At 61.8% G+C, this 23,371-nt stretch carries 18 protein-coding genes and 1 tRNA gene; 11 read left to right on the plus strand and 8 right to left on the minus strand.

The features are described 5' to 3' along the window. Positions 1-436 precede the first annotated feature (436 nt). The gene (locus BFN67_RS09235) at positions 437-6,643 is read right to left on the minus strand and encodes an apolipoprotein A-IV repeat region-like domain-containing protein (RefSeq protein WP_080919336.1); all 6,207 of its coding nucleotides are present in this window, start codon (positions 6,641-6,643) and stop codon (positions 437-439) included. Between the two features lie 298 nt (positions 6,644-6,941). Between BFN67_RS09235 and BFN67_RS09240 the strand changes: the two genes are divergently transcribed. The 5 genes from BFN67_RS09240 (at position 6,942) to dapF (ending at position 10,536) form a co-directional block, all read left to right on the plus strand. Continuing rightward, positions 6,942-7,307 (plus strand): Hpt domain-containing protein, encoded by a 366-nt coding sequence (locus BFN67_RS09240; protein WP_080919337.1) that lies wholly within the window; start codon positions 6,942-6,944, stop codon positions 7,305-7,307. A gap of 158 nt (positions 7,308-7,465) precedes the next feature. Continuing rightward, positions 7,466-7,786 (plus strand): 2Fe-2S iron-sulfur cluster-binding protein, encoded by a 321-nt coding sequence (locus BFN67_RS09245; protein ID WP_080919338.1) that lies wholly within the window; start codon positions 7,466-7,468, stop codon positions 7,784-7,786. Positions 7,787-8,024: 238 nt separating this feature from the next. Then, positions 8,025-9,050 (plus strand): NAD(P)/FAD-dependent oxidoreductase, encoded by a 1,026-nt coding sequence (locus tag BFN67_RS09250; protein ID WP_080919339.1) that lies wholly within the window; start codon positions 8,025-8,027, stop codon positions 9,048-9,050. Between the two features lie 57 nt (positions 9,051-9,107). Then, positions 9,108-9,491: a DUF982 domain-containing protein gene (locus tag BFN67_RS09255; protein ID WP_245295210.1), complete on the plus strand. Its 384-nt coding sequence runs from the start codon at positions 9,108-9,110 to the stop codon at positions 9,489-9,491. A 187-nt stretch (positions 9,492-9,678) separates the two neighbouring features. After that, complete coding sequence (gene dapF / locus BFN67_RS09260) at positions 9,679-10,536, plus strand: diaminopimelate epimerase (RefSeq protein WP_080919340.1); 858 nt, start codon at positions 9,679-9,681, stop codon at positions 10,534-10,536. Between the two features lie 48 nt (positions 10,537-10,584). Here the strand turns inward: dapF and BFN67_RS09265 are convergent, their stop codons facing one another. The 7 genes from BFN67_RS09265 to BFN67_RS09295 form a co-directional block, all read right to left on the minus strand. Further along, a complete protein-coding gene (locus BFN67_RS09265) occupies positions 10,585-11,721 on the minus strand; it encodes an ABC transporter ATP-binding protein (RefSeq protein WP_080919341.1) in 1,137 nt (378 codons plus the stop codon). Positions 11,722-11,728: 7 nt separating this feature from the next. After that, entirely contained in the window at positions 11,729-12,871 is a 1,143-nt protein-coding gene (locus tag BFN67_RS09270; RefSeq protein ID WP_080919342.1) for an extracellular solute-binding protein, read from the minus strand. After that, positions 12,868-13,713, minus strand: coding sequence for an ABC transporter permease (locus tag BFN67_RS09275; protein WP_080919343.1), 846 nt, complete (start codon positions 13,711-13,713; stop codon positions 12,868-12,870). Before BFN67_RS09275 ends, BFN67_RS09270 begins: the two co-directional genes overlap by 4 nt. Next, positions 13,710-14,597: an ABC transporter permease gene (locus BFN67_RS09280; protein ID WP_080919344.1), complete on the minus strand. Its 888-nt coding sequence runs from the start codon at positions 14,595-14,597 to the stop codon at positions 13,710-13,712. Before BFN67_RS09280 ends, BFN67_RS09275 begins: the two co-directional genes overlap by 4 nt. Before the next feature lie 272 nt (positions 14,598-14,869). After that, positions 14,870-14,944 (minus strand) — tRNA-Glu (locus tag BFN67_RS09285). Positions 14,945-15,049: 105 nt separating this feature from the next. Further along, positions 15,050-16,129: a YcbK family protein gene (locus BFN67_RS09290; RefSeq protein WP_245295211.1), complete on the minus strand. Its 1,080-nt coding sequence runs from the start codon at positions 16,127-16,129 to the stop codon at positions 15,050-15,052. Positions 16,130-16,461: 332 nt separating this feature from the next. Beyond that, positions 16,462-18,306 carry a PHA/PHB synthase family protein gene (locus BFN67_RS09295; RefSeq protein WP_080919346.1) on the minus strand — a complete coding sequence of 615 codons (1,845 nt, stop codon included), beginning with the start codon at positions 18,304-18,306 and terminating at the stop codon, positions 16,462-16,464. 94 nt (positions 18,307-18,400) lie between these two features. On the opposite strand from BFN67_RS09295, the gene BFN67_RS09300 reads away from it, so the two are divergent. The 6 genes from BFN67_RS09300 (at position 18,401) to glpX (ending at position 23,335) form a co-directional block, all read left to right on the plus strand. Further along, positions 18,401-18,808 carry a hypothetical protein gene (locus BFN67_RS09300; protein WP_080919347.1) on the plus strand — a complete coding sequence of 136 codons (408 nt, stop codon included), beginning with the start codon at positions 18,401-18,403 and terminating at the stop codon, positions 18,806-18,808. A 61-nt stretch (positions 18,809-18,869) separates the two neighbouring features. Next, on the plus strand, positions 18,870-20,087 hold the full coding sequence (locus tag BFN67_RS09305) for an LL-diaminopimelate aminotransferase (protein WP_080919348.1): 1,218 nt from the start codon (positions 18,870-18,872) through the stop codon (positions 20,085-20,087). Between the two features lie 45 nt (positions 20,088-20,132). Then, the gene (locus tag BFN67_RS09310; RefSeq protein WP_080919349.1) at positions 20,133-21,443 is read left to right on the plus strand and encodes a homoserine dehydrogenase; all 1,311 of its coding nucleotides are present in this window, start codon (positions 20,133-20,135) and stop codon (positions 21,441-21,443) included. Between the two features lie 113 nt (positions 21,444-21,556). Continuing rightward, on the plus strand, positions 21,557-21,718 hold the full coding sequence (locus BFN67_RS09315; protein ID WP_139789100.1) for a Thivi_2564 family membrane protein: 162 nt from the start codon (positions 21,557-21,559) through the stop codon (positions 21,716-21,718). A gap of 154 nt (positions 21,719-21,872) precedes the next feature. After that, the gene (locus BFN67_RS09320; RefSeq protein WP_080919351.1) at positions 21,873-22,202 is read left to right on the plus strand and encodes a hypothetical protein; all 330 of its coding nucleotides are present in this window, start codon (positions 21,873-21,875) and stop codon (positions 22,200-22,202) included. A gap of 152 nt (positions 22,203-22,354) precedes the next feature. Next, entirely contained in the window at positions 22,355-23,335 is a 981-nt protein-coding gene (gene glpX, locus BFN67_RS09325) for a class II fructose-bisphosphatase (protein WP_080919352.1), read from the plus strand. Positions 23,336-23,371: the final 36 nt, after the last annotated feature.

Below are 23,371 nucleotides of genomic sequence, written 5' to 3' on the forward strand. Positions count from 1 at the left end.
GTCTCGTTTCACCATCAAGCTTAAGCCAGGGATTTCAAACTCCAGCCTCCCTCATGCTGAGGAGCCGGCTGGCCGGCGTCTCGAAGCACGCACCACCATGAGTGGCACGCTTGCTGCCCGCTGGCCGCCTCCCACAAGGAGGAAGATTTGCAGCTTTGCCCGTCTTCACCGGTTCCGCGGCGTTTGTGATTGGCGAAAGCCATTGTGACATCCGATCTCTCTCCTTGTGGGGAGATGGATGCCCTTCGATAAACTCGGGAGGCGAAGGAGGGGGAAGCACCACCCTCCCTCATGCTGAGGAGCCGGCTGGCCGGCGTCTCGAAGCACGCACCACCATGAGTGGCACGCTTGCTGCCGGAGAAAGCTGTTCGGCCTGTGTGCCCAGAGTGAAAAAGGCGGGGACTGGCCCCGCCTTCCTCATCATATGCGTCCGACCTTACTGGAGCCGGCCGCTGGCGTGAGCCAGCATCGTGTAGACCTTGCCGGTATCGGAGGTGAGGTAGGTCTGCCCCATGATGTTGTCGCGATCGTTGCGCGAAACATCTTTCAAGAGCTTCTCGAAATCGCCGCAATAGCGATCGACCGCGGAGCGGAACTCCGGTTCCGCCTGATATTTGCGGCGGATTTCATCGAAGGTCTGCTGGCCCTTGAGCGTGTAGAGGCGGCGTGTGAACACGTCGCGCTCGCCGCGCCGGTAGCGGTTCCACAACTCGATCGAAACGTCGTGGTCGATGGCCCTGGCAATGTCCACGGACAGCGAGTTGAGCGATTCCACGACATGCAGCGGTGAGCGCGGGGCAGGGGCCGGGCGTTGCGCCTCGGCTGGCGCCGGCTTGGCAGCGCCGCTGTCACGCGAGGCGCCGCTGAGCAGATCGCGCACCCAACCGCCCTGCGAGCCCCTTGTTTCGGGGGTGCGCGTTTCCGGCTCGCGCTGGCGAACCGCCGTGCCGCCGCCCTGCGGAGCGCGGGAAGCGGCTTGCGGCTGCGGGGCTGGCCGCGAGGGTTCGGCGGGCCGGGTTGCCGCCGCCGGCGGCGTGCCGCGCGGCTCCTGTACATCCACGGTGCGGCCGGATTTGGCGACGATGTCGGACAGTTCCTTGAGCGCGTTGATCTGCTCGGAAACGGCGCGGCGAATGGCCGTGGTCGATTCCTTGGCTTCTTCCGGCATCTCGATGACGCCCTTCTTGAGCTCGGCGCGGGTAAGATCCAGCTCGCTCTTGATGGAACCGGCGGTGCGCCGCATCTCGTCGGTGGCGTCGGCGAACCGTTTGGTGGCGGATTCGACAAGCTCGCTGATGGTTTCGCGGATCTTGTCGGCCGAAGCCATGGTCTTGCCTTCGGCGCTCTGGAGGGTCTGGCCGACCAGATTTTCGAACGACTGCATGACCTTTTCCAGTTCCTCCGACTTCTTGACCAGGCCGACCGCCAGGTCGTCCAGCGAAGATTGCCGCTCCAGCGTGTGCTCCAGATTGCTCTGGGCCGAGCCGAGCAACTCGGACGCGCTGGCAAGCAGGCGGCTGTGCTCATCGAACTTGGTGGCGATGGAGGCCACTTCGCGCAGCGTCGTGGACGACAGTTCGGTGAGCCGTGTCGTGTTGGAATCGACCAGGCGTGCCGAGCTGGCGAAGGTCTGCGCCGCCTTTTCGGTGGTTGCCGCGAAGCTCTGCGTGCTGCCTGAAAGCTGGCTTTCGACCTGGCCGAGATTGGCGGATGCCGTCTCGATCAGCGCGTTCAACTGCGCGCTCGACTGGCCCATCCGGTCGATCAGGCCGCTGACGCCCTCGGCCAGTGTATTGCGCGCATTCTCGACCGAAGACAGTGTCTCGGCGGTGCGGCTGGCGATGGCCTCGGCCAGCGCCGCGTTTTCCAGACGCAGCTTCTCGGTGGCGCGCTCGGTCGCTTCCTCCATGCTGCGCTGCAACTCGCCGCCGCCCTGGGCGAAGCGCTCGACGAGAGGACGTGCCGTCTCATCCAGAATCTTCGAGATCTCGGTGGAGCGGGCAGCGAGCATGGAGTTCAGCTCGCGGGTGTTGTCGCCGATGGCCCTGGCCGCGTCATTGGTGCTCTGGCCGATATGCTGGCCGACCGCGGTGAACGTCTCGGCGATGACATTGGCGCGTTCGACAAGCTGGTTCTCGGCCTGCGAGACCTGCTGGCCGAGCGCCTCGCGCATCGTCTCGGCGGAGCGGGCCAGCCGGTTCTCGGCCTCCGTGACATGCTCGCCGACGCGGGCAGCCGTTGTCGCGGCACTGGCGGCCAGCCGCTCGTCGGCACCCGAAAGCGCCTGCTCGATCTCGCGGGCGTGGGCGGCAAGTTCCTCGCCGGTCTGGCGTACATGCTGCGCCACGCGCTGCTCGGTGTCGGTGAAGGCGCCGACGATCTGGTCGGCATGGCCGCTGATGGCGGAGGTGCTGTCGGCGATGCGCGAAACCATGCGCTTGTCGGCCGCGTCGAAGACATGGCCGATCTCGGCCACGCGGGCGGTTAGTGCCTCGGAACCCTCGGCGATGCGCGACTTCAACTGGCTGTCGGCCGCATCGAAGATCTGGCCGAGCTCGCCGGCGCGCGCCGCCAATGCTTGCGCCGATTCGCCGATACGCGAGGACAGCCGCTGATCGGCATCCTCGAAATTGCGCAAAATATCGCCGGCGCGTGCGGCCAGCGACTGCGCCGTCTCGACCGCGCGGGCAACCAGCTTCTGATCGGCGGCGTCGAAGGTGCCGGCGATGGACTGCGCCTTGCTGTCCAGCTGTGCCGCGGTCTCCTCGGCGCGTGCCAGCAGCAGGCTCGACGTGTCCTGGGCGCGGGCGGCAAGCCGCTGATCCGCATCCTCGAAGGCGCGGGCAATGTCTTCGGCACGCGCCAGCAGGGCGGTGGAGGTCTGTTCGGCGCGCTCGGCGATCTTGCGGTCGGCATCGCTGAAGGCGGTGCCGGCCTGCTCATGCAGCGCGGCGGTGACTTCCATGACCTTTTCGCGCAGGGCGCCGGCGACGAACAGGGCGCTCTTTTCCAGCACGCCACGGATGTTGTCTATGCCGGAGGCAAGCGCGCGTTCGATCGCGCCCGTGCGCTCCTCGATCACGCCGCCCTGGCGCTCGAAGGCGTCCTCGATGCGTGCGACGTCGCCGGCCAGCCGATCGGAGATCAGCGTGCTGCGCGCCGCAATCTGGTCGATATGGCCGGTCACGGCGGTATCGACCTGCCTGCGGGCGTCCACCAGCTTGTCGAGATCCTGCTCGAGCGCCACGGTCAGCATGCTGCGGCCCTCCGCCAGCTTGCCGACATGGGCAGTGATGATTTCGTCGATCTCGCCACGGCTTGCGACGAGCTTCTGCATGTCGGCTTCCAGCGCCCGGCGCAGAATGTCGCGTCCCTCGGCCAGTTTTTCGACCTGGCCGGCAACCAGCCCGTCGATGCCGGCGCGGCTTTCGGCCAGCTTGGCAAGATCGGCCTGCAATGCCTCGGAAAGCGTCGCACGGTCGTCGGAGAGGCGATCCATATGGCTCTGGACCAGCGCACGGATGTTTTCCAGGTCGCCCTCGATGGCGCGCGAGAATTCTGAATGATTGCCGGTAAGATTGCGCGCCTGTTCGCTAATCGCATCCTTGATCGTGTTGAGGTCTGTCTCCAGCGCGCGATGCAGGATATCGCGGCCTTCGGCCAGTTTCTCGACCTGATCGGAGACGAGCCCGTCAATGCTGGAGCGGCTGTCGGCGAGCTTGGAAAGATCTTCCTCCAGCGCGCCTGAAAGCGTGGCGCGATCTTGCACCAGCCGAGCCATGTGATCGTCGATGAGGCTGTTGACCGTGCGCAGGTCTTCCTCCAGCGCCCGCGAAAGCTGATTGCGGTGATCGCCCAGCTTGTGCGACTGCTCGTCCATGGCCTCGCGGATCGTGTTGAGATCGCTTTCGAGCGCGCGGCGCAGGATATCGCGGCCCTCGGCCAGCTTCTCGACCTGGCCGGCGACCAGCCCGTCGATGCTGGAACGGCTCTCGGCCAGCTTGGCGAGATCGTCTTCCAGCGCCCGCGAAAGAGTGGAGCGGTCGGACGCCAGACGTTCCATATGGTCGTGAACCAGCGTGTTGACGCTTTGCAGGTCGCGCTCCAGCGCGGCGGCGAATTCGCCGCGGTCGTCGCCAAGCTGGCGCGACTGCTCGGACAGCGTCTCGCGAATGGTGACAAGGTCGCTTTCCAGCGCCCGGCGCAGGATATCGCGGCCCTCGGCCAGTTTTTCGACCTGACCGGCGACCAGCCCGTCAATGCCGGAGCGGCTTTCGGCCAGCTTGGCCAGATCGGATTCAAGCGTCCTGGAAAGCAGGCTGCGTTCCTCGGCGAGCCGGCCGGAATGGTCCTCGACCATTTTGTGGATATTGGCCAGATCGGATTCCAGAGCCCGGCCAAGTTCGCCGCGATCTTCGGTCATTTTGACCGAATGGCTCTCCATCAGGTTCTTGATCCTGTTGGCGTCGGCCTCGAATGCCCTGGCCAGCACGTCGCGGCCCTGCGCCAGCTTCTCGACCTGGGCGGCGACCAGCCCGTCAATCCCGGCGCGGCCTTCTTCCAGCTTGCCCAGATCGGCTTCCAGCGCGCGCGAAAGAATATTGCGGCCTTCGGCCAGCTTTCCGACATGACCGGCAACCATTTCATCAATGGTTCCACGCGCTTCGACCAGTTTTTGCGAGTCTTCGCTAAGGGCCTTGGAAAGCCGGTTGCGGCCTTCGTCCAACCTTTCCAGATGTGCGCCGAGAGAGGCGTCGATGGCCGCGCGGGATTCGTTGACCTTGCGCAAATCTTCCTCAAGCGCGCGCGCAATGAGATCGCGACCTTCGGCCAGCTTGTGCACCTGACCGGCCAGAGCGTCGTCGATGGCCGTGCGGCTGTCGGCGAATTTGGCGAGGTCGGACTGCATGGCGACCGCCATGCGGTCACTGCTTTCGGCCAGCTTGCGGCTGTGGTGCTCGACGGCTTCCTCGATACCGGTGCGCGCATCGGCGAGCCGCTGGATATCGGCTTCGAAGCTTTGCGACACGACATGGCGCGCCGCTTCCATGCGGCTGGCGAAATCGTTGGAATGGCTTTCGAGCATCGCGGAAGTCGAGGTGACGATGCCAGCCATATCCTCGTTGATCTGGGCCTTGCCCTGATCGATCATGGCGGCAAGCGTGTCCTTGCCCTCCGTAAAGGTGGTGGCGATCTCACGGGCGCGCTCGACCAGCGTCTCGTTGATCTGACGCGCGCGTGCTTCCAGCGCCGCGTTGAGCTTCTGCGTGCCCGTATCGAGCGCCTCGGCGCGGGTTTCGAACTCGCTGATCAGCGCCTGGCCACGCTCGGCCAGCGTGCGCTCGATATTGTTGAGGCTTTCCTCGAATTCGGTGTTCAGATTGCGAGCGGCGCCGCCGAGCAGCGAAACCATGCCGGCGGTGCGGTCGTCGAGCAGTTCCGTCAGCGAACGGGTCAGGCCGTCCGTGCTGTCGGTCAGCTTGGCAATGCGCGTATCGAGCAGGCTGGCGAAGGCCTCGCCCGAGGTCGAGAGCCGGTCGGTGATGGTGTCGAGCCGGGTTTCCACCGTGTCGAAGATCGACAGCGAGCTGTCGTTGATGCGGTCGATGAGCGTGTCGCCGGAGTTGGTGATGGTCATCGACAGGTTGGTCGAAGCGCCGAGTATGCTTTCGCGAATGCGTTCGCCGGCGGAGTCGATTTCGTCTTTCAAGGTCTCGTGGGCGCCGGCAATCGAAGCGCGCACGCGCTCGGCATGGCCGACGACGGCTTCACGCTCGCTGCCCAATCCATCCACGAGCGAGCGGATGCGGGATTCGTTTTCCGAATAGGAGCGTTCGATCTGGTTGACTTCACTATGGACCAGCGTTTCCAGTTCGACGGCGCGCGCCAGCGTGCGCTCGATGCCTTCACCCATTGCCGCCACTTCGCGGCGCACGGCCTGGCCGATCGTCATCACGCGGTCCTGCGCGAGATTTTCAGGCGCGGCGAGACGGAAGGCGACTTCCGTCATCGATTGTGCGGCCAGCCGCATATCCTGCGCACGCCGCACCATGGCCGCGAAAGCCCAGAACAGCACCACGGGAACGATGGCCGCGACGGCAAGACCGATCAGTTCGGGGCGGGCAAGAAGCTGGTCGAGCGAGCGAATCTGCCAGATGTCGGAGCCGAACAGAAGGTTTGCCAAGCCCGCGGCACCGGCAATCCACGCCAGCGAAACAAACGCGACGACCCAATATACCGCATTGGACCCGCGGCGATTGAGCCCGCGTATCAGCGAGCGGTAATCTTTCTGGCTGTCGTCATTGGCGGGCGACAAGGCGGCCGGCGTGCTGCCGGCGGCGGGTTCGACAGGACGCAGCGTCTCCTTCGGTTCCTCGGCCTTCGGCTGGTTGGCGGCGAACAGCTTGGTCGGCGAGGGCGTCTCGTCGACCTCGGAATCCGCCACGGGCTTTTCCTTCTCGGCGCGGCTGGCACGGGCAAGTTCGTCGGCAGCTTCTGAAATCTGCGCCTCGAGGTCTTCCATGGAAGCTGCGATATCGAGGTCGCCATCCAGATTGTTGGCGAAATCGAAATCGAGTGCTTCTTCGAGTTCCTTGGCTACTTCGTTGTCGAGATTCTTCTTGGCCGTTGTTTTCTTCGCCATGCCTTCGCTACCCTGTACTAGCTGCTACTGCGGACCCTGTCTGTGGCCTATTTCGGCTTCTCAGGCCCCGCGTCTGAGGCAGAATATGGACGCCTCGTATCGTAATGACACAGGGGGGTAAAGAAAACATGCATTCCGGCACATACGTAAAACTTTAAATATAAGGTTAACGGAGCCGTGAGTTCCGCATGCGGGTGAGGCAAAATTTCGGCGGCGGCGTTAACCTCCTATGCACCTTGCCGGCATAGGCTTTTTGCCCTTGGAGCGCAGGTGTTTGCGTGGTTGACGGAGTTAAAACATGCAGGAATCCGGCGTGGCGTTTTCGCGGCCTGGCGGCGAAACCTGTGGATCGGCACCGCTTCGGCCGTTCGATCTGGAACACCTTTCGCGCCAGACCATGGGCGACCGCGACCTGGAGCGCGAAGTGTTGGCTTTGTTCGCGCAGCAAGTGGCGGATGTGCGCGACCGCATTGCCGATGCCGATACGAAAGAGCGGATTTCGCTGGCTCACGGCCTGAAGGGATCGGCGCGCGGCGTTGGCGCCTTCGCGGTCGCCGATTGCGCCGCCGAAATCGAGAAAAACCCGCAAGACGGACCTGCCATCGGCCGTCTCGCCACTTTGATTGACGAAGTGCGCGATTTCATCGCCGCCATCAATCGCTGAGAAAAGCAGCCAAATCGCCCTTGGTCCACGCGCAGTTTGCCGAATGCGCCATGGCGTGACGCCTTCTCACAATGGTTGACTTGTTGTGCCAAGTCATTATCTCCGCGGAAGCCGCCTGTTTCTGCGGCTTTCCCCTCAGGTAATGCCCAGGTAACGCAATGACCAAGCTGACTTATATCGCCCATGACGGCACGCATTTCGATGTCGAGGCCGAGAATGGCTCAACGGTCATGGAAAACGCGATCCGCAATGCCGTGCCGGGCATCGAGGCGGAGTGTGGCGGCGCCTGCGCCTGTGCCACCTGCCATGTCTATGTCGATGAGGCATGGAAGGACATCGTCGGTGAGCCGGAGGCGATGGAAGAAGACATGCTCGACTTCGCCTATGACGTGCAGCCGAATTCGCGCCTGTCCTGCCAGATCAGGGTGCGCGACGAACTGGACGGCCTTGTCGTACGCGTTCCCGAGCGGCAGGGGTGAGGAGCGATCGGCCGTAGGCCGAGAAAAAGCCAACGATTTGGCTTTTTCAGCGACGAACGGTGAAGGCCCGGCCTGCTCTTGGGCGGATTGAAACGTCCGGTGGACGTTTTAAAGAGGCTGAACGCCCGAAGGGCAGGGAGCCGTAGCGGCAAGTTGCAGGTCAGGAGGTAAAAAGCTGGCCTTGCTCGCGGGCCGATGCTCATGCAGTCTCGGTCCATCGCAGGCAAGGGTGCAATGCATGAGCGGGATCACCAAGACAGACGTCCTGATTGTCGGGGCAGGGCCGGTCGGCCTGTTCGCCGTGTTCGAACTCGGCCTGCTCGATCTCAAATGCCATCTGATCGACATTCTCGACCGACCCGGCGGCCAATGCGCGGAGCTTTATCCGGAAAAGCCGATCTACGACATTCCCGGTTGGCCTTCGATCTCCGCGCAGGGGTTGGTGGACAAGCTGATGGAACAGGCGGCCCCGTTCAAGCCGGATTTTACCTTCAACCGCATGGTATCGGCGCTGGAGCGCCGTGAGGACGGATCGTTTCGCCTGACTACCGACGAAAACGAGGTTTTCGAGGCAAAGGTGGTGGTGATCGCCGCCGGTGGTGGCTCCTTTCAGCCCAAGCGGCCGCCGATTCCCGGCATAGAGCCTTATGAGGGCACAAGCGTCTTTTATTTGGTGCGGCGCATGGAAGATTTCCGCGGCCATGATCTCCTCATCGTCGGCGGCGGCGATTCCGCGCTGGACTGGACGCTCAATCTCCAGCCGATCGCCAAAAGCATCACGCTGGTTCATCGCCGGCCGGAATTTCGGGCCGCACCCGACAGCGTCAACAAGATGTATGCGTTGCAGGAAACGAAACATCTCGACTTTCAGATCGGCCAGGTGAGCGGCTTGAAAGGCACGGATGGCCAGCTTTCGGGAGCCATCGTCAAGGGGCCGGACGGCGACGTCGAGATCGCCTGCACGCGTTTGTTGCCCTTTTTCGGCCTGACGATGAAACTCGGCCCGATTGCCGATTGGGGATTGAACCTCGACGAAAACCTCATCCCCGTCGATACGGAGAAGTTCGAAACCTCCGAGCCGGGTATCTTTGCCATCGGCGACATCAACACCTATCCCGGCAAGCTGAAGCTCATCCTTTCAGGCTTCCATGAGGCGGCGCTGATGGCGCAGGCCGCCAAGCGCATCGTCAGCCCCGGCGAGCGCATCGTCTTCCAGTACACGACCTCGTCGAGCAGCTTGCAGAAAAAGCTTGGCGTAAACTGATTTTGAACTTTTTTGTGAGTTGGCGCGCGCCAAATTCGCACTGCCGACACAATCTCGGTGAAGAAGCACCGCCATGCGGTGAAACTTTCCGGCACGACAGGCGTTGCCGGACAGGTGACGGGTCTGCCGAGAGACGATTTGAAAATGGACAATTTGCAGTTTGAAGTGCCGGTGCGGGTGACCGTGACCGCCGATATGCCGATCGATGAAATCTACGGTGTCGAGCAGGCGTTGGATTTTCTCGGCGACTGGCCCAAGGGCCGGCAGGGGAAGCTCTATCAGACTGCCTTCAATGCCTGTTTCGGCGCATCGGTCGGCGTGGTCTCCACCGAGGAAGCATGCCGTGCCTTCGCGGCGTTCTGCCGTGCCAGCGGCGTCATGGCGCGCGACATGCTGCGCCCGAAGAAGCGCCCGGTGGCGAAGAAGCCGTCGCTTCACTGAACCGTTCATTCGCCGTTGCTGGCCCTTGTTTCGGATCAAGGCCGATGATCTGATGGCGTCTTAGAGCGCCGTGCGTTCAATCGAACGCACAAAGGACGCTCTAACAGTTTGATGGAGCATCGGAATAACCCGAAAACCGGATTCCACTTTTCGGTCCGGTGCTCTAATGCCAGCGAGTGCCGTTCCCATGTCCGTCGCCTTTCCCGCCAGCCACGGTCGCAGCCGTGCCTTCGTCAAGATGCACGGCCTGCGCAATCATTTCGTCATCTTCGACCGGCGAGACGATCCGCGCGGCTTTGCGGTGCCGGATATCGTGCGCATCTGCGACACCCATACCGGTGTTGGGGGCGACCAGTTGCTGACAATCGAAAAGCCTTCGGTGACAGGCGCTTACGCGGCGATGCGCATCTTCAACATTGATGGGCGGGAGGTATCGGCCTGCGGCAATGCCACGCGCTGCGTGGCGCATCTTCTGATGGAGGAAAGCGGGCGCAGAGACATCCTGCTCGAAACGGGCGGCGGCCTGCTTGCCTGCCGCCGGGCCGGCGCCATGCAGGTCAGCGTCGAGCTTGGCCCGATCGGTACGGACTGGCGCGCGCTTCCGGTGGCGCAAGAAGTGGACATGCTGCATCTGCCGATGGAAAGCGGGCCGCTGCGCGACGGCGCCGGTTTCTGGATCGGCAATCCGCATGTGGTCTTTTTCGTCGAACGTCTGGCGGAAACCGATCTGTCGCGCTTTGCACCGGCGATCCAGAACCATCCGCTGTTTCCCGAGGGCGTCAATGTAGGGGCCGCCGAACTGGTCGATCCCCGGACGATCAGGCTGGCGGTCTGGGAAAGGCCGGGAATGTTGACGCAAGCCTGCGGCACCGGCGCTTGCGTTGCGGCCTTCGCGGCACGCCTGAAGGGCTTGAGCAAGACGAACCGCTTCACCGTTCATCTGCCTGCCGGGCCGCTTGAGATCGAGCTGGTCGGCGACATGGCTGTGATGACGGGGCCGGTTGCCTATTGCTGCCGCGGCACTGTGGAGTGCGAGGGCGCATAAGGCGAGGGCGGAGTTCAGGCCGCCCCTGAATTCGTCCCCTGAACGCGTCTATGCGATGCGCCGGCCCTGCGCGTCCAGCAATATGCAGTCATGCGGCTCGAATCCGGCCTCGACCGCATCGCCTTCGGCGAGCGGCTTGCCTTCAATGGCGCTGTTGGCCCGCACGATGCTGCCGGCAATGTCGATCTCATAGACGGCGCTGCCGCCCAGATAAGAGGCAGAGACGATCCTGCCGGCAAGCCTGTTGCCGTCCGCACCGCTGGTGACGGAAAGCTTCTGCGGCCGCACCACCACCGTTACGCCGTCGCCCTTGGCGAGCGCGCGCGGCGCCGCCACCTTGACGTCCGAGCCGCATTCCAGCGCCACCGTGGCGCCGCTTGAGTCCGCCGCGGACACGGTTCCGGGCAGCATGTTGGCCTTGCCTAGAAAATTGGCGACGAAACCCGTCGCCGGCTCGTCATAGACCTGCTGCGGCGTGCCGATCTGCTCGATCCTGCCGGCATTCATCACCACGATCTGGTCCGACATCGAAAGCGCCTCTTCCTGATCGTGCGTCACGAAGATGGCGGTGATGCCTGTTTCCTTCTGGATTTTCTTGATCTCGACGCGCATGTCCTCGCGCATATTGGCGTCGAGCGCCGAAAGCGGCTCGTCCATCAACAGCACTTCCGGCTCGAAGATGATGGCGCGCGCCAGCGCGATACGCTGCTGCTGGCCACCTGAAAGCTGCGCCGGAAGTTTCTTCTCGCTGCCCGGCAGGCGCACCATTTCCAGCGCCTTGGTCACCTTTGCGGCGATCTCGGATTTGGGTACGGATCGATATTTCAGGCCGAAGGCGACATTGTCGAACACGCTCTTGTGCGGAAACAGCGCGTAATTCTGGAATACCAGCCCGATATTGCGCTTGTAGATCGGCACGTCGTCGACACGCCGCCCGCCGATGGAAATCTGGCCGGTGGTGATGTCCACCAGCCCCGCCAGCGAGCGCAGGATCGTCGTCTTGCCGCAGCCGGATGGCCCGAGCAGGGTGACGAAGGAACCCTTGGCGATCGACAGCGAGAAATCCTTTACCGCCATGAACTTGCCATAGGCGATGTCGATGTCGCGGAAATCGACGGCCGGCTGGCCGCCCTGCGACGAATCCCCGGCCGTGAACGGCCGGGGATCGGAGCTTGCGTCGCTCATCGTCGTGTCATGCACCTTTCGAGATCCTGTCCCACTGCTTGTTCCAGGCATCCTCGTTCTCGGCCCAATAGATCGGGTCCGCGAATGTGATGGACTCCATCTTGCCCGTCGGGTCGAAGGCCGGCAATTTCTCGATCTTCTCGGTGAGCTTCACCTTGGTCGGATCAAGGGAAGGCGGATAGCTTTGGCCTTCGGCGACTGCGATCGAGGTGGTCGGGTCGAGCATGAAGTTGACCAGTTCCTCGCATTCGGCCATCGGCGAGCCTTTCAGGATCAGCATGTCTTCCATCCAGCCATAGGACTTTGGCGGATCGAGATAACCGATGGGGCGACCTTGCTGTTGCAGCGAGGCGACGCGGCCCGACCAGGCGTCCGTTACCACGATCTCGCCCTTGGACAGGAGGTCCATCAGTTCCGCGCCCGAACTCCAGAACTTCTTGGCCATGTCGCGCACTTCACGCACTTTCGCCCAGACCGCATCCATGTCCTTGATATCGTTCGGATCCTGTCCAGTCTGCAACGCGGCGTACCAGACGCGCGTGGTCATGTCGGCATAACCGCCGATCTTGCCCGCGTATTTCTTGTTGAGGAGCAGCATCGGGCCTTGCTCCTTGGCCTCCTCCGGCGAGATGACATCGGTGTTATAGGCGATGCCGGTTGTGCCATAGTCATATGGCACGGCCGAGAGCTTCGGCGTGATCTTGCGGAATGGCTCGATCATTGCCGTGGACACATTCGCCATATTGGGAATGTTGGCTTCGTTGATCTCCGAATTGAAGCCGGCATTGACGTATTTGATGTAGTAATTGACGCCCGACGAATGGACGACCTGGAAGTCGCCGGGGCTCGCCGTCTTGATCTTGGTGATGATCTCGTTCTCGTCGCCGAACGTGCCCTGTACCACCTTGATGCCGGTCTTCTTGGTGTAGGGCTGGAAGGCGTATTTATCGATCGCGTCCTGCACCGTGCCGCCCCAGCCGTCGAAGCGCACTTCGCTGACCGCCGCCATCGCGCGGCCCATCCATGGCATCGAAAGCCCGGTTGCCGCTGCAGCGGCGGCCGTCAGCCCGAGAAAGTTGCGGCGGCTGATGTCGCCGTTGCGGTAGCGCTCGCTGAGCCGCTCCAGACGTTTGATATTGGTCATTTTCATGGCTGATTCCCCTTTTTGTTGGACCGTTTTCTGAAGTGCGAGACCCCTTGCAGGATCGCCCCGCCGACAAGCGGGACACCCACCGTCACCAGGATCATGATGGTGCCGAGTGCGTTGATTTCCGGACTGATGGAGATTTTCAACATGGCCAGAATCTGCGTCGGCATCGTCTCGACGCCAGCTGGCCGCCAGAACAGGCTGGCCGAGGTGTTGTCGAAGGAAATGGTGAAGGCGAGCAGGATCGAGGCCATGACTGCCGGAATGAGCAGCGGCAGCGTGATTTCCCGGAATGTCGAAATGCGTGGCGCACCGAGCGAAAGCGCCGCTTCTTCATAGGAGCGGCGGACGCCGACAAGCCGTGCCTGCACGATCAGCACCACATAGGGCAGGGTCAAAAGGATATGGCCAAGCAGAAGCAGCCACAGGGTGCGTGGTTGATGGACGGCCTGAATCAACACCAGAAGACCGACGCCCAATATGGTTTCGGGCACCAGAGCCGGCAAAAGCACCAGCGTGCTGATGGTCTGCTTGCCACGGAAGTCGAACCGGACCAGCGCCACAGCCGCGATCACACCGACCAATGTCGATACCGCTGCCGTCACCAGCGCGATCCATAGCGAAGTCTTGAAGGCGGCCAGCACCGGCTCGTTGGTCATCAACTTGGCGTACCAGCGCAGGCTCACGCCGGTCATCGGAAAGCCGCCGAACATCGAATCGTTGAACGACAGGATGACGGTGGCGACGATCGGCGCGAACATGAAGATATAGACGCACACCGTCATGAATCCGGTGAAGCGCCAGGCCCATCGGCCCTCGCGTGCGGCAACGGATGCGCCGGTCATGCGCTGAGCCCCTTGACGATCTGCGAAAGCCCGACATAGCGGCTATAGGCGGCGGCGACGAGGCCGAGTAACACGAACAGCACGATGGACAGTGTCGCGCCCATCGGCCAGTTGAGCTGGCCCATAATGGTGTCATAGATGAGATTGCCGAACAGCGCGTCGCGACTGCCGCCCAGCAATTGCGGCGTGACGTAGCTGCCGGCTGCCAGCACGAAGCAAAGCAGCAGCCCCGCGCCAAGGCCGGGTAATGAGAGCGGCAGCGTCACCTCGCGGAAGGCCTGCGCATTGGTGCAGCCCATGGATCGCGCGGCGTCGATCAGCGTGCGGTCGATGCTCTCCAGGCTGACGTAAACGTTGAGGATCATATACGGCAAAAGGAAGTGAATCAGGCCCATCACCACTGCACCCTCGGTGTAGAGCATGGGCAGCGGCTCGCTGATGATGCCGAGCTTGAGCAATGTGACATTGATGACGCCCTGCTGGCCCAGAATATTGATCCATGAGAAGGTGCGGATGATGAAGCTGATCCAGAACGGCACGATCAACAACAGCAGCAGCAGCCATTTGTGCTTGAAGTTCGTCGCCCAGATGAAATAGGCGGGGAAGTACCCGACCACGGCGCAGATGAAGGCTGTTGTTGCGCCAATCCGCGCGGTCTTCAGCAGAAAGCCGTGGTAATAGCTGTCGGTGAAAAATTCCTGCCAGTTGGCGAGCGTCAGCGTCGCCGATTCGACGCCTGCGGTCACGAATGTGAAAAAGGTATAGACCGCCATCATCAGGATCGGCAGGATCAGGAGAAAGAACAACAGCAGGACGGCGGGCGCAACAAGCGCCCAGGCCAGCCGCGTGTCGTAGAGTTTCCATCGACGGGTGGCAGTGTTCATACGTTCTGACGATTCCCCCATTTTCATTTCAGCCCGGACCGTAAATTTGGTCCTGACCAGAGTCATCTCCGTGACCCGAATGTGCAGACTGGGCGATCGGCGACCGGTTGTCCACCGCTCCGGCGCGTGTTTTTGTGGGCCAGACGATCGAATTTGCTTGTTCGACGTGCCTGCGATCTGAAATTGCCCGCCATGCGGCTTCCGGCAGTTTCGCTGCCGAAGGTGCGATGACGCCGAACTTCACGACATTCTTGCGAAGATATTGAAAAGACTGGTACGCCCAAGGGGAATCGAACCCCTGTTTGCGCCGTGAAAGGGCGCCGTCCTAACCGCTAGACGATGGGCGCGCTCAGGTGAGTGCGGCATATAACCGTGTTATTCCAATGGGGCAACCCGTCCGACACAGGAAGCCGCAACTTTTTTGTGCGTCCGGGTTTTCTGATTGCCTGAAACTATTTGCGGCGGCGGCAGCGCCAGTTCCAGTCGCGTTCAGGACCGACATCAACATGGACCGATTTGGTGTGGCAGTAGGTTCCGACACCGCCACGACCGGGCATGGAACGAACATAATTGGCCAGTTCCCATTTGCTGACGCCCGGCACCTGAATGTCGGCCGCCGCGCAAAACATGTGCAACGAGCGCCGCGCTCCACGCGCGCGGCGATTACGCGCCGGGTCACGATAGCCCGAAGTCACGATCATCTTCTTGCCGTAGTGCGCTTCGATCTTTTTCAGTACGCGCACCAGCGATGGCTTGAGACAAGCGACATCGACGCTCTCGGTCTGTTTCAAAAGCCCATTTGGGGCCAGCCGCGCCATACCGGCGGCCGAGGCGACCTGATACAGGCCCGGACCCTCGTCTTCATTGATATCGACATCGCTGTCGTCGTCCGTACCGGACTTGCGGGTGATCTCGAAAAGCGCGGTCTGGCGGCGAACGCCAGGCAAGGCATCGCCGGTGAAGCCGGTAACGGAAGCGGCAACCGGCTTGATCTCCTGTTTTGCGGAAGCAAGCGTGATTATGGGCTTTGCGGCGGCCGGTTGGGCTTCCACCTTGCTATCATGTTCCGCTTTACCGGATGAGGACGAGCCGCCAAACAGCGAGGCAAGGAAACTTTTCTTTTTCGGCTTGTGTTCCTCTGCCGGTTTTGCCGGCATTTCGCCGGCCGTGACATAAACCGCATTGGTCATGGCAGGGGCGGCATCCTTGTCGGCTTCGGCCGCATTTGACGTCTTCTCAGCGGGCACCTCTGCCTGAGTCTGCGCCTCTGCCTGAGCCGGCGCTTCCAATTCCTTCGGCGTGTTGCTTGCTAGCGTCTGCGCGCCGGGCGGCACGGCGATGGGGAATTCGGAAGCGGGATTGGCAACTGGCAGATAGGCGACCTTGTCGGGCAGGGCAGTGTCGCCTTCAGTGGACATCAGCGGCTGGGGCGTCGTCGATGCGGTGAGGGAATCGGTTTCATCCGTGGCTGGCGCGCTTTGTGATTGCGCGGCCTGGGCAAGACTGGTCGAGTCCGTATTGAAGCCGGCCATGACAACGGGATCGGTGGTTGAGGTGCAGGAGGCCAGCAGAACGGCGAAAAGCGTTGCCGAGACAGCGCGGCATGCTCCTTTCGCAAGGTACGGTCCCCTCGATCTCAAAACCAACTACCCCTAAAAAATCTGCTCGACGCTGCGGAAGCAGCTTTACTCGCTGCAAGCGAAATCAATGCGTTTCAAACTGCCGCGCAACAGGCGGGCTGTGTCAATTTTACAAGCCTTGAACAAATTCAAGGAAAGGCCGCGATCAAGGCACGAATCCCCCTTGACCGTGACCATTTCGCCCGGTTTGAGCCGAGCGTCAATTCACCGCGCATTACAGATTGTTACACGCGCACCCGCACATAGCTGCCGGGCGCCTCGCCAAAGGTTTTCATATGAACACCGGGCACGCGCGCCGCGACGCGGGCTTTATCCTGGCTTTCGATCCATTTTTGCCAATGCGGCCACCACGAACCCGGCCGTTCCGCGGCTTTTTCGAGCCAATCCTCAAATAAGCCCGCGGGTTTGCCGCCGGTCCAATACTGGTACTTGTTCAGGTGCGGCGGGTTGATCACGCCTGCTATATGGCCGGAGCCCGCCATCACATATTCGACCTTGCCGCCGAAGAAGCGTGAGCCGATGAACACCGAGCGGGCCGGAGCGATATGGTCTTCGCGGGCGGCGAGATTATAGACGGGGATGGTCACGTCAGCCAAGGAAACGGTGCGCCCGGCCAGTTCCATGCGGCCTTGCGAGAGATTGTTCTCCAGATAGCAGTTGCGCAGATAGAAGGAATGGTTGGCCGCCGCCATGCGCGTCGAATCGGCATTCCAGTAAAGCAGGTCGAAAGGCATCGGATCCTTGCCGCGCATATAATTGTTGACGACATAGGGCCAGATCAGGTCGCTGGAGCGCAGCATGTTGAATGCCGTGGCCATCTTCGTGCCGTCCAGATAGCCCTTGGTGCTCATCGAGCGTTCGACCGCCGACACCTGGTCTTCATCGACGAACACTTTCAGATCGCCGGCATGGGTGAAATCGACCTGCGTGGTGAAGAAGGTTGCCGAGCGGATGCGCTCATCGCCTTCCTGCGCCAGCAGCGCAAGGGCTGCCGCCAGCAGCGTGCCGCCGACGCAATAGCCGATGGCGTTGACCTCGCGTTCGCCGGTCGCCTTTTCGACCATGTCCAGCCCGTATTGTAGCCCCTCGCGGATATAGGCTTCCCAGTTCTTGGCGCCGTGGCGCTGGTCGGGATTGATCCAGGAGATGACGAAGACGGTGTAACCCTGTTCGACCGCCCAGCGGATGAAGGATTTCTGCGGGTTGAGGTCGAGGATATAGAACTTGTTGATCCATGGCGGGCAGATCAGCAGCGGTCGCTTGAGCACGGTATCGGACGCCGCCGCATACTGGATGATCTCGGCGACGTCGGAACGGCCGATCACCTTGCCGGGCGATACGGCGACGTTCCTGCCGATCTCGAATCCGGAATAGTCAGCCTGCCTCAGTTTCAGGTCGCCGCGCCCGGCGGCGATGTCCTCGGCCAGCATCTTCATGCCGCGCACCAGGTTCTCGCCGTCGGAGGCGACGGTTTCACGCAGCAGTTCCGGGTTGGTCAGCACGAAATTCGACGGCGATATGGCGTTGGAAATCTGCTTGACGTAGAAGTTCGCCTTGTGGCGCGTATGCTCGTCGAGCCCATCGGCCTGCTCGACCAGATCGGCCGCCCAGCGCGAGGTGAGGAGATAGAGCTGTTTCAGGAAGTCGAAAAAGGCGTTGCGGCCCCAGTCCGGATCCTGGAAACGCTTGTCGCCGCGCTCCGGCTTGACCGCGTCCTCGATGTCCTCGCTGCCGGGCAGGGCGCTGGCGCGGGTCACGGCGTTGGCCCAAATGCTCATATAACCGGCAAACAGCCGTGTCTGCGCCTCCAGCGCGCGTTTGGGGTCGGAAAGCCAGTATTCGGTAAGCTTGGAGAACGTCTTGACCATATCGGCCATCGGCTCGGCCGCATGGTCACGAATCTCGCCCTTCTCGCGCGGTTCCATCCAGGCCGAGGCGGCCTTTCCAGCCTGCTCGATTACGCGCGCCATGTTGAGGGCGAAGCGTTCCGGGTCCTTCACCAGATATTGCTCGACGGATTGGGCGTGGCTGGTGCCTTGCGTTTTGCCTGGATCGGATTTTTCAGCCATGGTCTGCGCTGTTCCTCCCAGGGCGCTTTCCTGACATATTGTGGTTACCACCGCGCCCGATTTTACTTTGCTACTCCCGCTGCCAGGAAACAATATGACATATAGTGTCGCGAAGACTGCTTTTTCGTCCTTCCCGCCGTTTTGCCGCATGGCGCTGATGGCAGTCCTTCTCCTGCCTGCCGGCTGTGCCGGAGGGGGGGCAGTCGACAGCGGGCCGCAAGCATCTTCATCTGCAACGGACATGCAGGGACCGAAGGACACCGGCGCCTTCCCGAATCTCAACATTGTGCCCAAATCGGCGGCCCCGCAGTTCACCCCCGACCAGTCCAGGGCGAAGCTGGCTCAGTTGAAGGCCGTACAGACGTCGCAGGCGTCACCGAGATCGGCGCCGCCGCCATCGGATGCGTCGACGCTGAGCACGCTTGCCAAAACCCATGGTGGCGAGACGCTCGAGTCTATAGAGGGCAAATGCGATCCCGCCCTCGACCCGAATTGCAAATAAGTCTATATCGCGCGCCAGCGGTTGATGAGCCAACCGCTTCCGCTGTTCGCCTGGAACTGACATGGAAGAATTTCACAAGGTCCGCCGGCTTCCGCCCTATGTGTTCGAGCAGGTCAATCGGCTGAAGGCCAGTGCCCGTGCGCACGGTGCCGACATCATCGACCTCGGCATGGGCAATCCGGACCTGCCGACGCCCAAAGCCATCGTGGACAAATTATGCGAAGTGGTGCGCGACCCGCGCACCCATCGCTATTCATCCTCGCGTGGCATTCCCGGTCTGCGCCGCGCCCAGGCTGCCTATTACGCCCGCCGCTTCGGGGTAAAGCTCGATCCCGAAACCCAGATCGTCGCCACCTTGGGCTCGAAGGAAGGTTTCGCCAATATGGCGCAGGCCATCACCGCGCCGGGTGACGTGGTGCTGTGCCCGAATCCGACCTATCCGATCCATGCCTTCGGTTTCATCATGTCGGGCGGCGTCATCCGGTCCATGCAGGCCGAGCCCGACGATCGCTTCATTCCGGCTCTGGAGCGCGGCGTGAAACATTCGACGCCGAAGCCGCTGGCGCTGATCCTGAACTATCCGTCGAACCCGACAGCGCTGGTTGCCTCGCTCGATTTCTACAAGGACGTGGTGACGTTCGCGAAGAAGAACGACCTCATTATCCTGTCGGACCTCGCCTATTCGGAAATCTATTTCGACGGCAATCCGCCGCCTTCGGTGCTCGAGGTTCCCGGCGCCATCGACGTGGCGGTGGAATTCACCTCCATGTCGAAAACCTTTTCGATGCCCGGTTGGCGCATGGGCTTCGCCGTTGGCAATGAACGGCTGATTGCTGCGTTGACGCGGGTGAAATCCTATCTCGATTATGGCGCCTTCACGCCGATCCAGGTGGCTGCTGCTGCTGCCCTCAATGGCGACGGCAAGGATATAGCCGAAGTGCGCGAGACCTATCATCGCCGCCGCGACGTGATGGTGGAAGCATTCGGTCGTGCCGGTTGGCCGATTCCCGCACCGGCGGCCTCGATGTTTGCCTGGGCGCCAGTTCCCGAGCCTTTCCGGCATCTCGGCTCGCTGGAGTTCTCCAAGCTTTTGATCGAACATGCCGATGTGGCGGTGGCGCCGGGCATCGGGTTTGGCGAGTATGGCGACGATTTCGTGCGCGTGGCGCTGGTCGAAAACGAACACCGAATCCGCCAGGCGGCGCGCAGTATCAAGAAGTTTCTGGCCAACAGCGCCAGCCCATCCGACAATGTGGTGCCGCTCGCCGTTCATCGCTGAGTATTTTCCGCATATCCACATCGATGTAAGCGAAAGGCGCCTGACATGGCCGAACCCTTGCGTATTGGAATTGCCGGCCTCGGCACGGTCGGCGCCGCCGTAGCGCGCGTGCTTGCCGACAAGGCCGCCGAACTAACCCGCCAGTGCGGCCGCGACATTATTGTGAACGCAGTTTCGGCTCGTGACGCCAAACGCGATCGTGGCGTCGATCTGTCTTCGGCGCAATGGTTCGACGATCCGGTGGAACTGGCGAAGAAGGCCGATATCGACGTTTTCGTGGAACTGATCGGCGGGGAGGACGGGCCGGCCTTGGCTTGCGTCAAGGCCGCGCTCGATGCCGGCCGTCATGTCGTGACCGCCAACAAGGCGCTGCTGGCCAAACATGGCGTGGCGTTGGCCGAGACCGCCGAGAAGAAGGGCGTGCTGCTCAATTACGAGGCGGCGGTGGCCGGTGGCATCCCGGTCATCAAGACGATGCGAGAGGCCATGGCCGGCAACACCGTCAATCGCGTGTTCGGCATCCTCAACGGCACCTGCAACTATATCCTGACCCGCATGGAAGCTGAGGGCCTGAGCTTCGAGGAATGCCTCAAGGATGCGCAGCGCCTAGGCTATGCCGAGGCCGACCCGACCTTCGATATCGAGGGTAATGACACTGCCCACAAGCTTGCCATCCTGACCAGCCTGGCCTTCGGCACGAAGATCGCCGCCGGGGACATTTATCTGGAAGGCATTTCCAACATCACCCAGGCCGATATTCGCGCAGCAAGCAATCTTGGCTTCCGCATCAAGCTTCTGGGTGTCGCGCAGCGCACCGAAAGCGGCATAGAGCAGCGCGTGCATCCGACCATGGTGCCGACTGCCAGTGTAATTGCTCAGGTGCATGGCGTGACCAATGCGGTTGCCATCGAGACGGATATTTTGGGTGAATTGCTGCTTTCCGGCCCCGGTGCCGGCGGCAATGCCACGGCATCCGCCGTGGTCGGCGACATCGCCGATATTGCCAAGAGCCAGCCGGGTTTCCAGCATGGCCCCGTGTTCGGACGTCCCGCGAAGGAACTGAAACCGTACAGGAAGGCGCGCATGCGCAGCCACGCCGGTGGTTATTTCATCCGGCTCACCGTGCACGATCGTCTCGGCGTGTTTGCCGCCATTGCCCGGCGCATGGCCGACAACGACATTTCGCTGGAATCCATCGTCCAGCATGCCGCCGAATCCGAAACGGCGCAAAAGACGGTCATCCTTGTCACCCACGAGACAACCGAAGCCGCCGTGCGCAAGGCCGTCGAGAGCATCACCAGAGACGGCCATCTCACCAGTAAGCCGCAGGTTATTCGCATCGAGCGCGCCGGCTGAGACCGGACATCGCCGCTATCCTTCGCATGCCGCGTTCGCCTCACCGGGAACTTTAAGCGCGTCCGCACCGTTGTATGGGCGTTGTTTTTTTGCATTCACGCAAGCGAGGGACCATGAGCCTACTTATCAGCATACTGATCACCTTTCTGGTCATCATACTGGTGCTTTATCTCATCCAGCGGCTACCGCTTGATGGGCGCACGCGCCAGATTGCGCAGATCGTCATCATCATCATCGGCGTTATCTCGCTGCTGAAATATCTGGCGGTTTTCTAGAGCATCGGATCGAAAAGTGGAATCCGGTTTTCGAGTTATTCCGATGCTCCATCAAAGTGTTAGAGCGTCCGTTGTGCGTTCAACTGAACGCACGGCGCTCTAGTAGCCCCGCAGTCTCGCATGCACCGCAACTTTGCAATGAAAGGAATTCACAATGGCTGAAATGCCTAAAAGCACCGACGTTCAGGAAGCGATGAAGAAACAGATCGGCGAACTGCGTCGCGAGATGAACAAGATCAACAGGCAGTTGGCCGATCGCGCCGGAGAATTGTCGGAAGAGGCTTCCGGCTGGTACGAGGGCGCGTCGGAACGCGCCTCACGTGCCGCGGGGCAACTGCGCGCCGGCGCTCAAACCGTCTCGGAAACGGTTCAGCAGAACCCCGGCACCATTTCTTCGGCTCTGGTTCTTGGCGGCATAATCGGCTTCGCCGTCGGGTTTCTGGCCGGTCAGGTGAATGGCGACAACAATCGCCGCTGGTATTGAGGCTTTCGGCGGGCTTCGCGCGCGGCGGCATCGGCCATTCAATCGATTGATACCGCCGTTGCCGCCAAACCGGCCTTGCCGCCGCCACAAGGCTTTGACAAAAGGGGCTGCCTGCGAAGAACTGCAGGCAGCAAACGGGGATATCTGCACCGATGAACATGGCACCGGCGATTGGCGGACTTGACCGCATCCTGACGATGGAACTGGTCCGCGTGACCGAACGTGCCGCGGTGGCTGCCGCGCGGCTTCGCGGGCGCGGCGACGAGAAGGCTGCCGATCAAGCCGCTGTCGATGCCATGCGCCAGGAACTCAACCGGCTTGCCATCAAGGGTACGGTGGTGATCGGCGAGGGCGAGCGCGACGAGGCGCCTATGCTCTACATTGGCGAGGAAGTCGGCAGCGGCAAGGGGCCGGGAGTCGATATCGCGCTCGATCCGCTGGAAGGCACGACGATCTGCGCCAAAAACCTGCCGAACGCGCTGGCCGTTGTCGCCATCGCCGAAAAGGGCAGTCTGCTCTATGCGCCGGATGTCTATATGGACAAGATCGCAATCGGGCCGGGTTATCCAAAAGGCATCATCGATATTGACGCCGAGCCCGTCGAAAACATCGCCAATCTGGCCAAAGCCAAGGGCGTTCGGGTCGAAGAAATCACGGCCTGTATCCTCGACCGGCCACGCCACGCCAAACTGATCGAAGCGGTGCGGGCAACGGGTGCTGCCATCCGCCTGATCGGCGATGGCGACGTCGCCGGCGTTATCCATACTACCGATCCGGACGAGACGGGAATCGATATTTATCTCGGAACCGGCGGTGCCCCTGAAGGTGTTTTGGCCGCCGCCGCTCTGCGTTGCACCGGCGGCCAGATGCAGGGCCGCCTCATTCTCGATACGCCGCAAAAGGTCGAGCGCGCGGCGACAATGGGCGTTGCCGATCCAGTCAAGGTGTACACCGCCGACGAGATGGCCAAGGGCGACGTGCTGTTTGCAGCCACCGGCGTGACTGACGGCAACATGCTGGCCGGCGTGAAGTTCGGCCGCAACTTCATCACCACTCATACCATCGTGCTGCGGTCGTCCTCACGCACGGTGCGCGAGATCAAGGCGCGGCATCAGGATCTTGAAAAGTTTTGATTTTAGCCGGTTGGCCTTATCTGATCACCGGATGAA

The organism is Manganibacter manganicus, from assembly GCF_002075885.1.
GTDB lineage: Bacteria > Pseudomonadota > Alphaproteobacteria > Rhizobiales > Rhizobiaceae > Mesorhizobium > Mesorhizobium manganicum.

Coding starts and splice junctions, on each gene's coding strand:
- BFN67_RS09235 (WP_080919336.1), bottom strand. CDS start 6,643: ATGGCGAAGAAAACAACGGCCAAGAAGAATCTCGACAACGAAGTAGCC.
- BFN67_RS09240 (WP_080919337.1), top strand. CDS start 6,942: ATGCAGGAATCCGGCGTGGCGTTTTCGCGGCCTGGCGGCGAAACCTGT.
- BFN67_RS09245 (WP_080919338.1), top strand. CDS start 7,466: ATGACCAAGCTGACTTATATCGCCCATGACGGCACGCATTTCGATGTC.
- BFN67_RS09250 (WP_080919339.1), top strand. CDS start 8,025: ATGAGCGGGATCACCAAGACAGACGTCCTGATTGTCGGGGCAGGGCCG.
- dapF (WP_080919340.1), top strand. CDS start 9,679: ATGTCCGTCGCCTTTCCCGCCAGCCACGGTCGCAGCCGTGCCTTCGTC.
- BFN67_RS09265 (WP_080919341.1), bottom strand. CDS start 11,721: ATGAGCGACGCAAGCTCCGATCCCCGGCCGTTCACGGCCGGGGATTCG.
- BFN67_RS09270 (WP_080919342.1), bottom strand. CDS start 12,871: ATGAAAATGACCAATATCAAACGTCTGGAGCGGCTCAGCGAGCGCTAC.
- BFN67_RS09275 (WP_080919343.1), bottom strand. CDS start 13,713: ATGACCGGCGCATCCGTTGCCGCACGCGAGGGCCGATGGGCCTGGCGC.
- BFN67_RS09280 (WP_080919344.1), bottom strand. CDS start 14,597: ATGAACACTGCCACCCGTCGATGGAAACTCTACGACACGCGGCTGGCC.
- BFN67_RS09290 (WP_245295211.1), bottom strand. CDS start 16,129: ATGGCCGGCTTCAATACGGACTCGACCAGTCTTGCCCAGGCCGCGCAA.
- BFN67_RS09295 (WP_080919346.1), bottom strand. CDS start 18,306: ATGGCTGAAAAATCCGATCCAGGCAAAACGCAAGGCACCAGCCACGCC.
- BFN67_RS09300 (WP_080919347.1), top strand. CDS start 18,401: ATGACATATAGTGTCGCGAAGACTGCTTTTTCGTCCTTCCCGCCGTTT.
- BFN67_RS09305 (WP_080919348.1), top strand. CDS start 18,870: ATGGAAGAATTTCACAAGGTCCGCCGGCTTCCGCCCTATGTGTTCGAG.
- BFN67_RS09310 (WP_080919349.1), top strand. CDS start 20,133: ATGGCCGAACCCTTGCGTATTGGAATTGCCGGCCTCGGCACGGTCGGC.
- BFN67_RS09315 (WP_139789100.1), top strand. CDS start 21,557: ATGAGCCTACTTATCAGCATACTGATCACCTTTCTGGTCATCATACTG.
- BFN67_RS09320 (WP_080919351.1), top strand. CDS start 21,873: ATGGCTGAAATGCCTAAAAGCACCGACGTTCAGGAAGCGATGAAGAAA.
- glpX (WP_080919352.1), top strand. CDS start 22,355: ATGAACATGGCACCGGCGATTGGCGGACTTGACCGCATCCTGACGATG.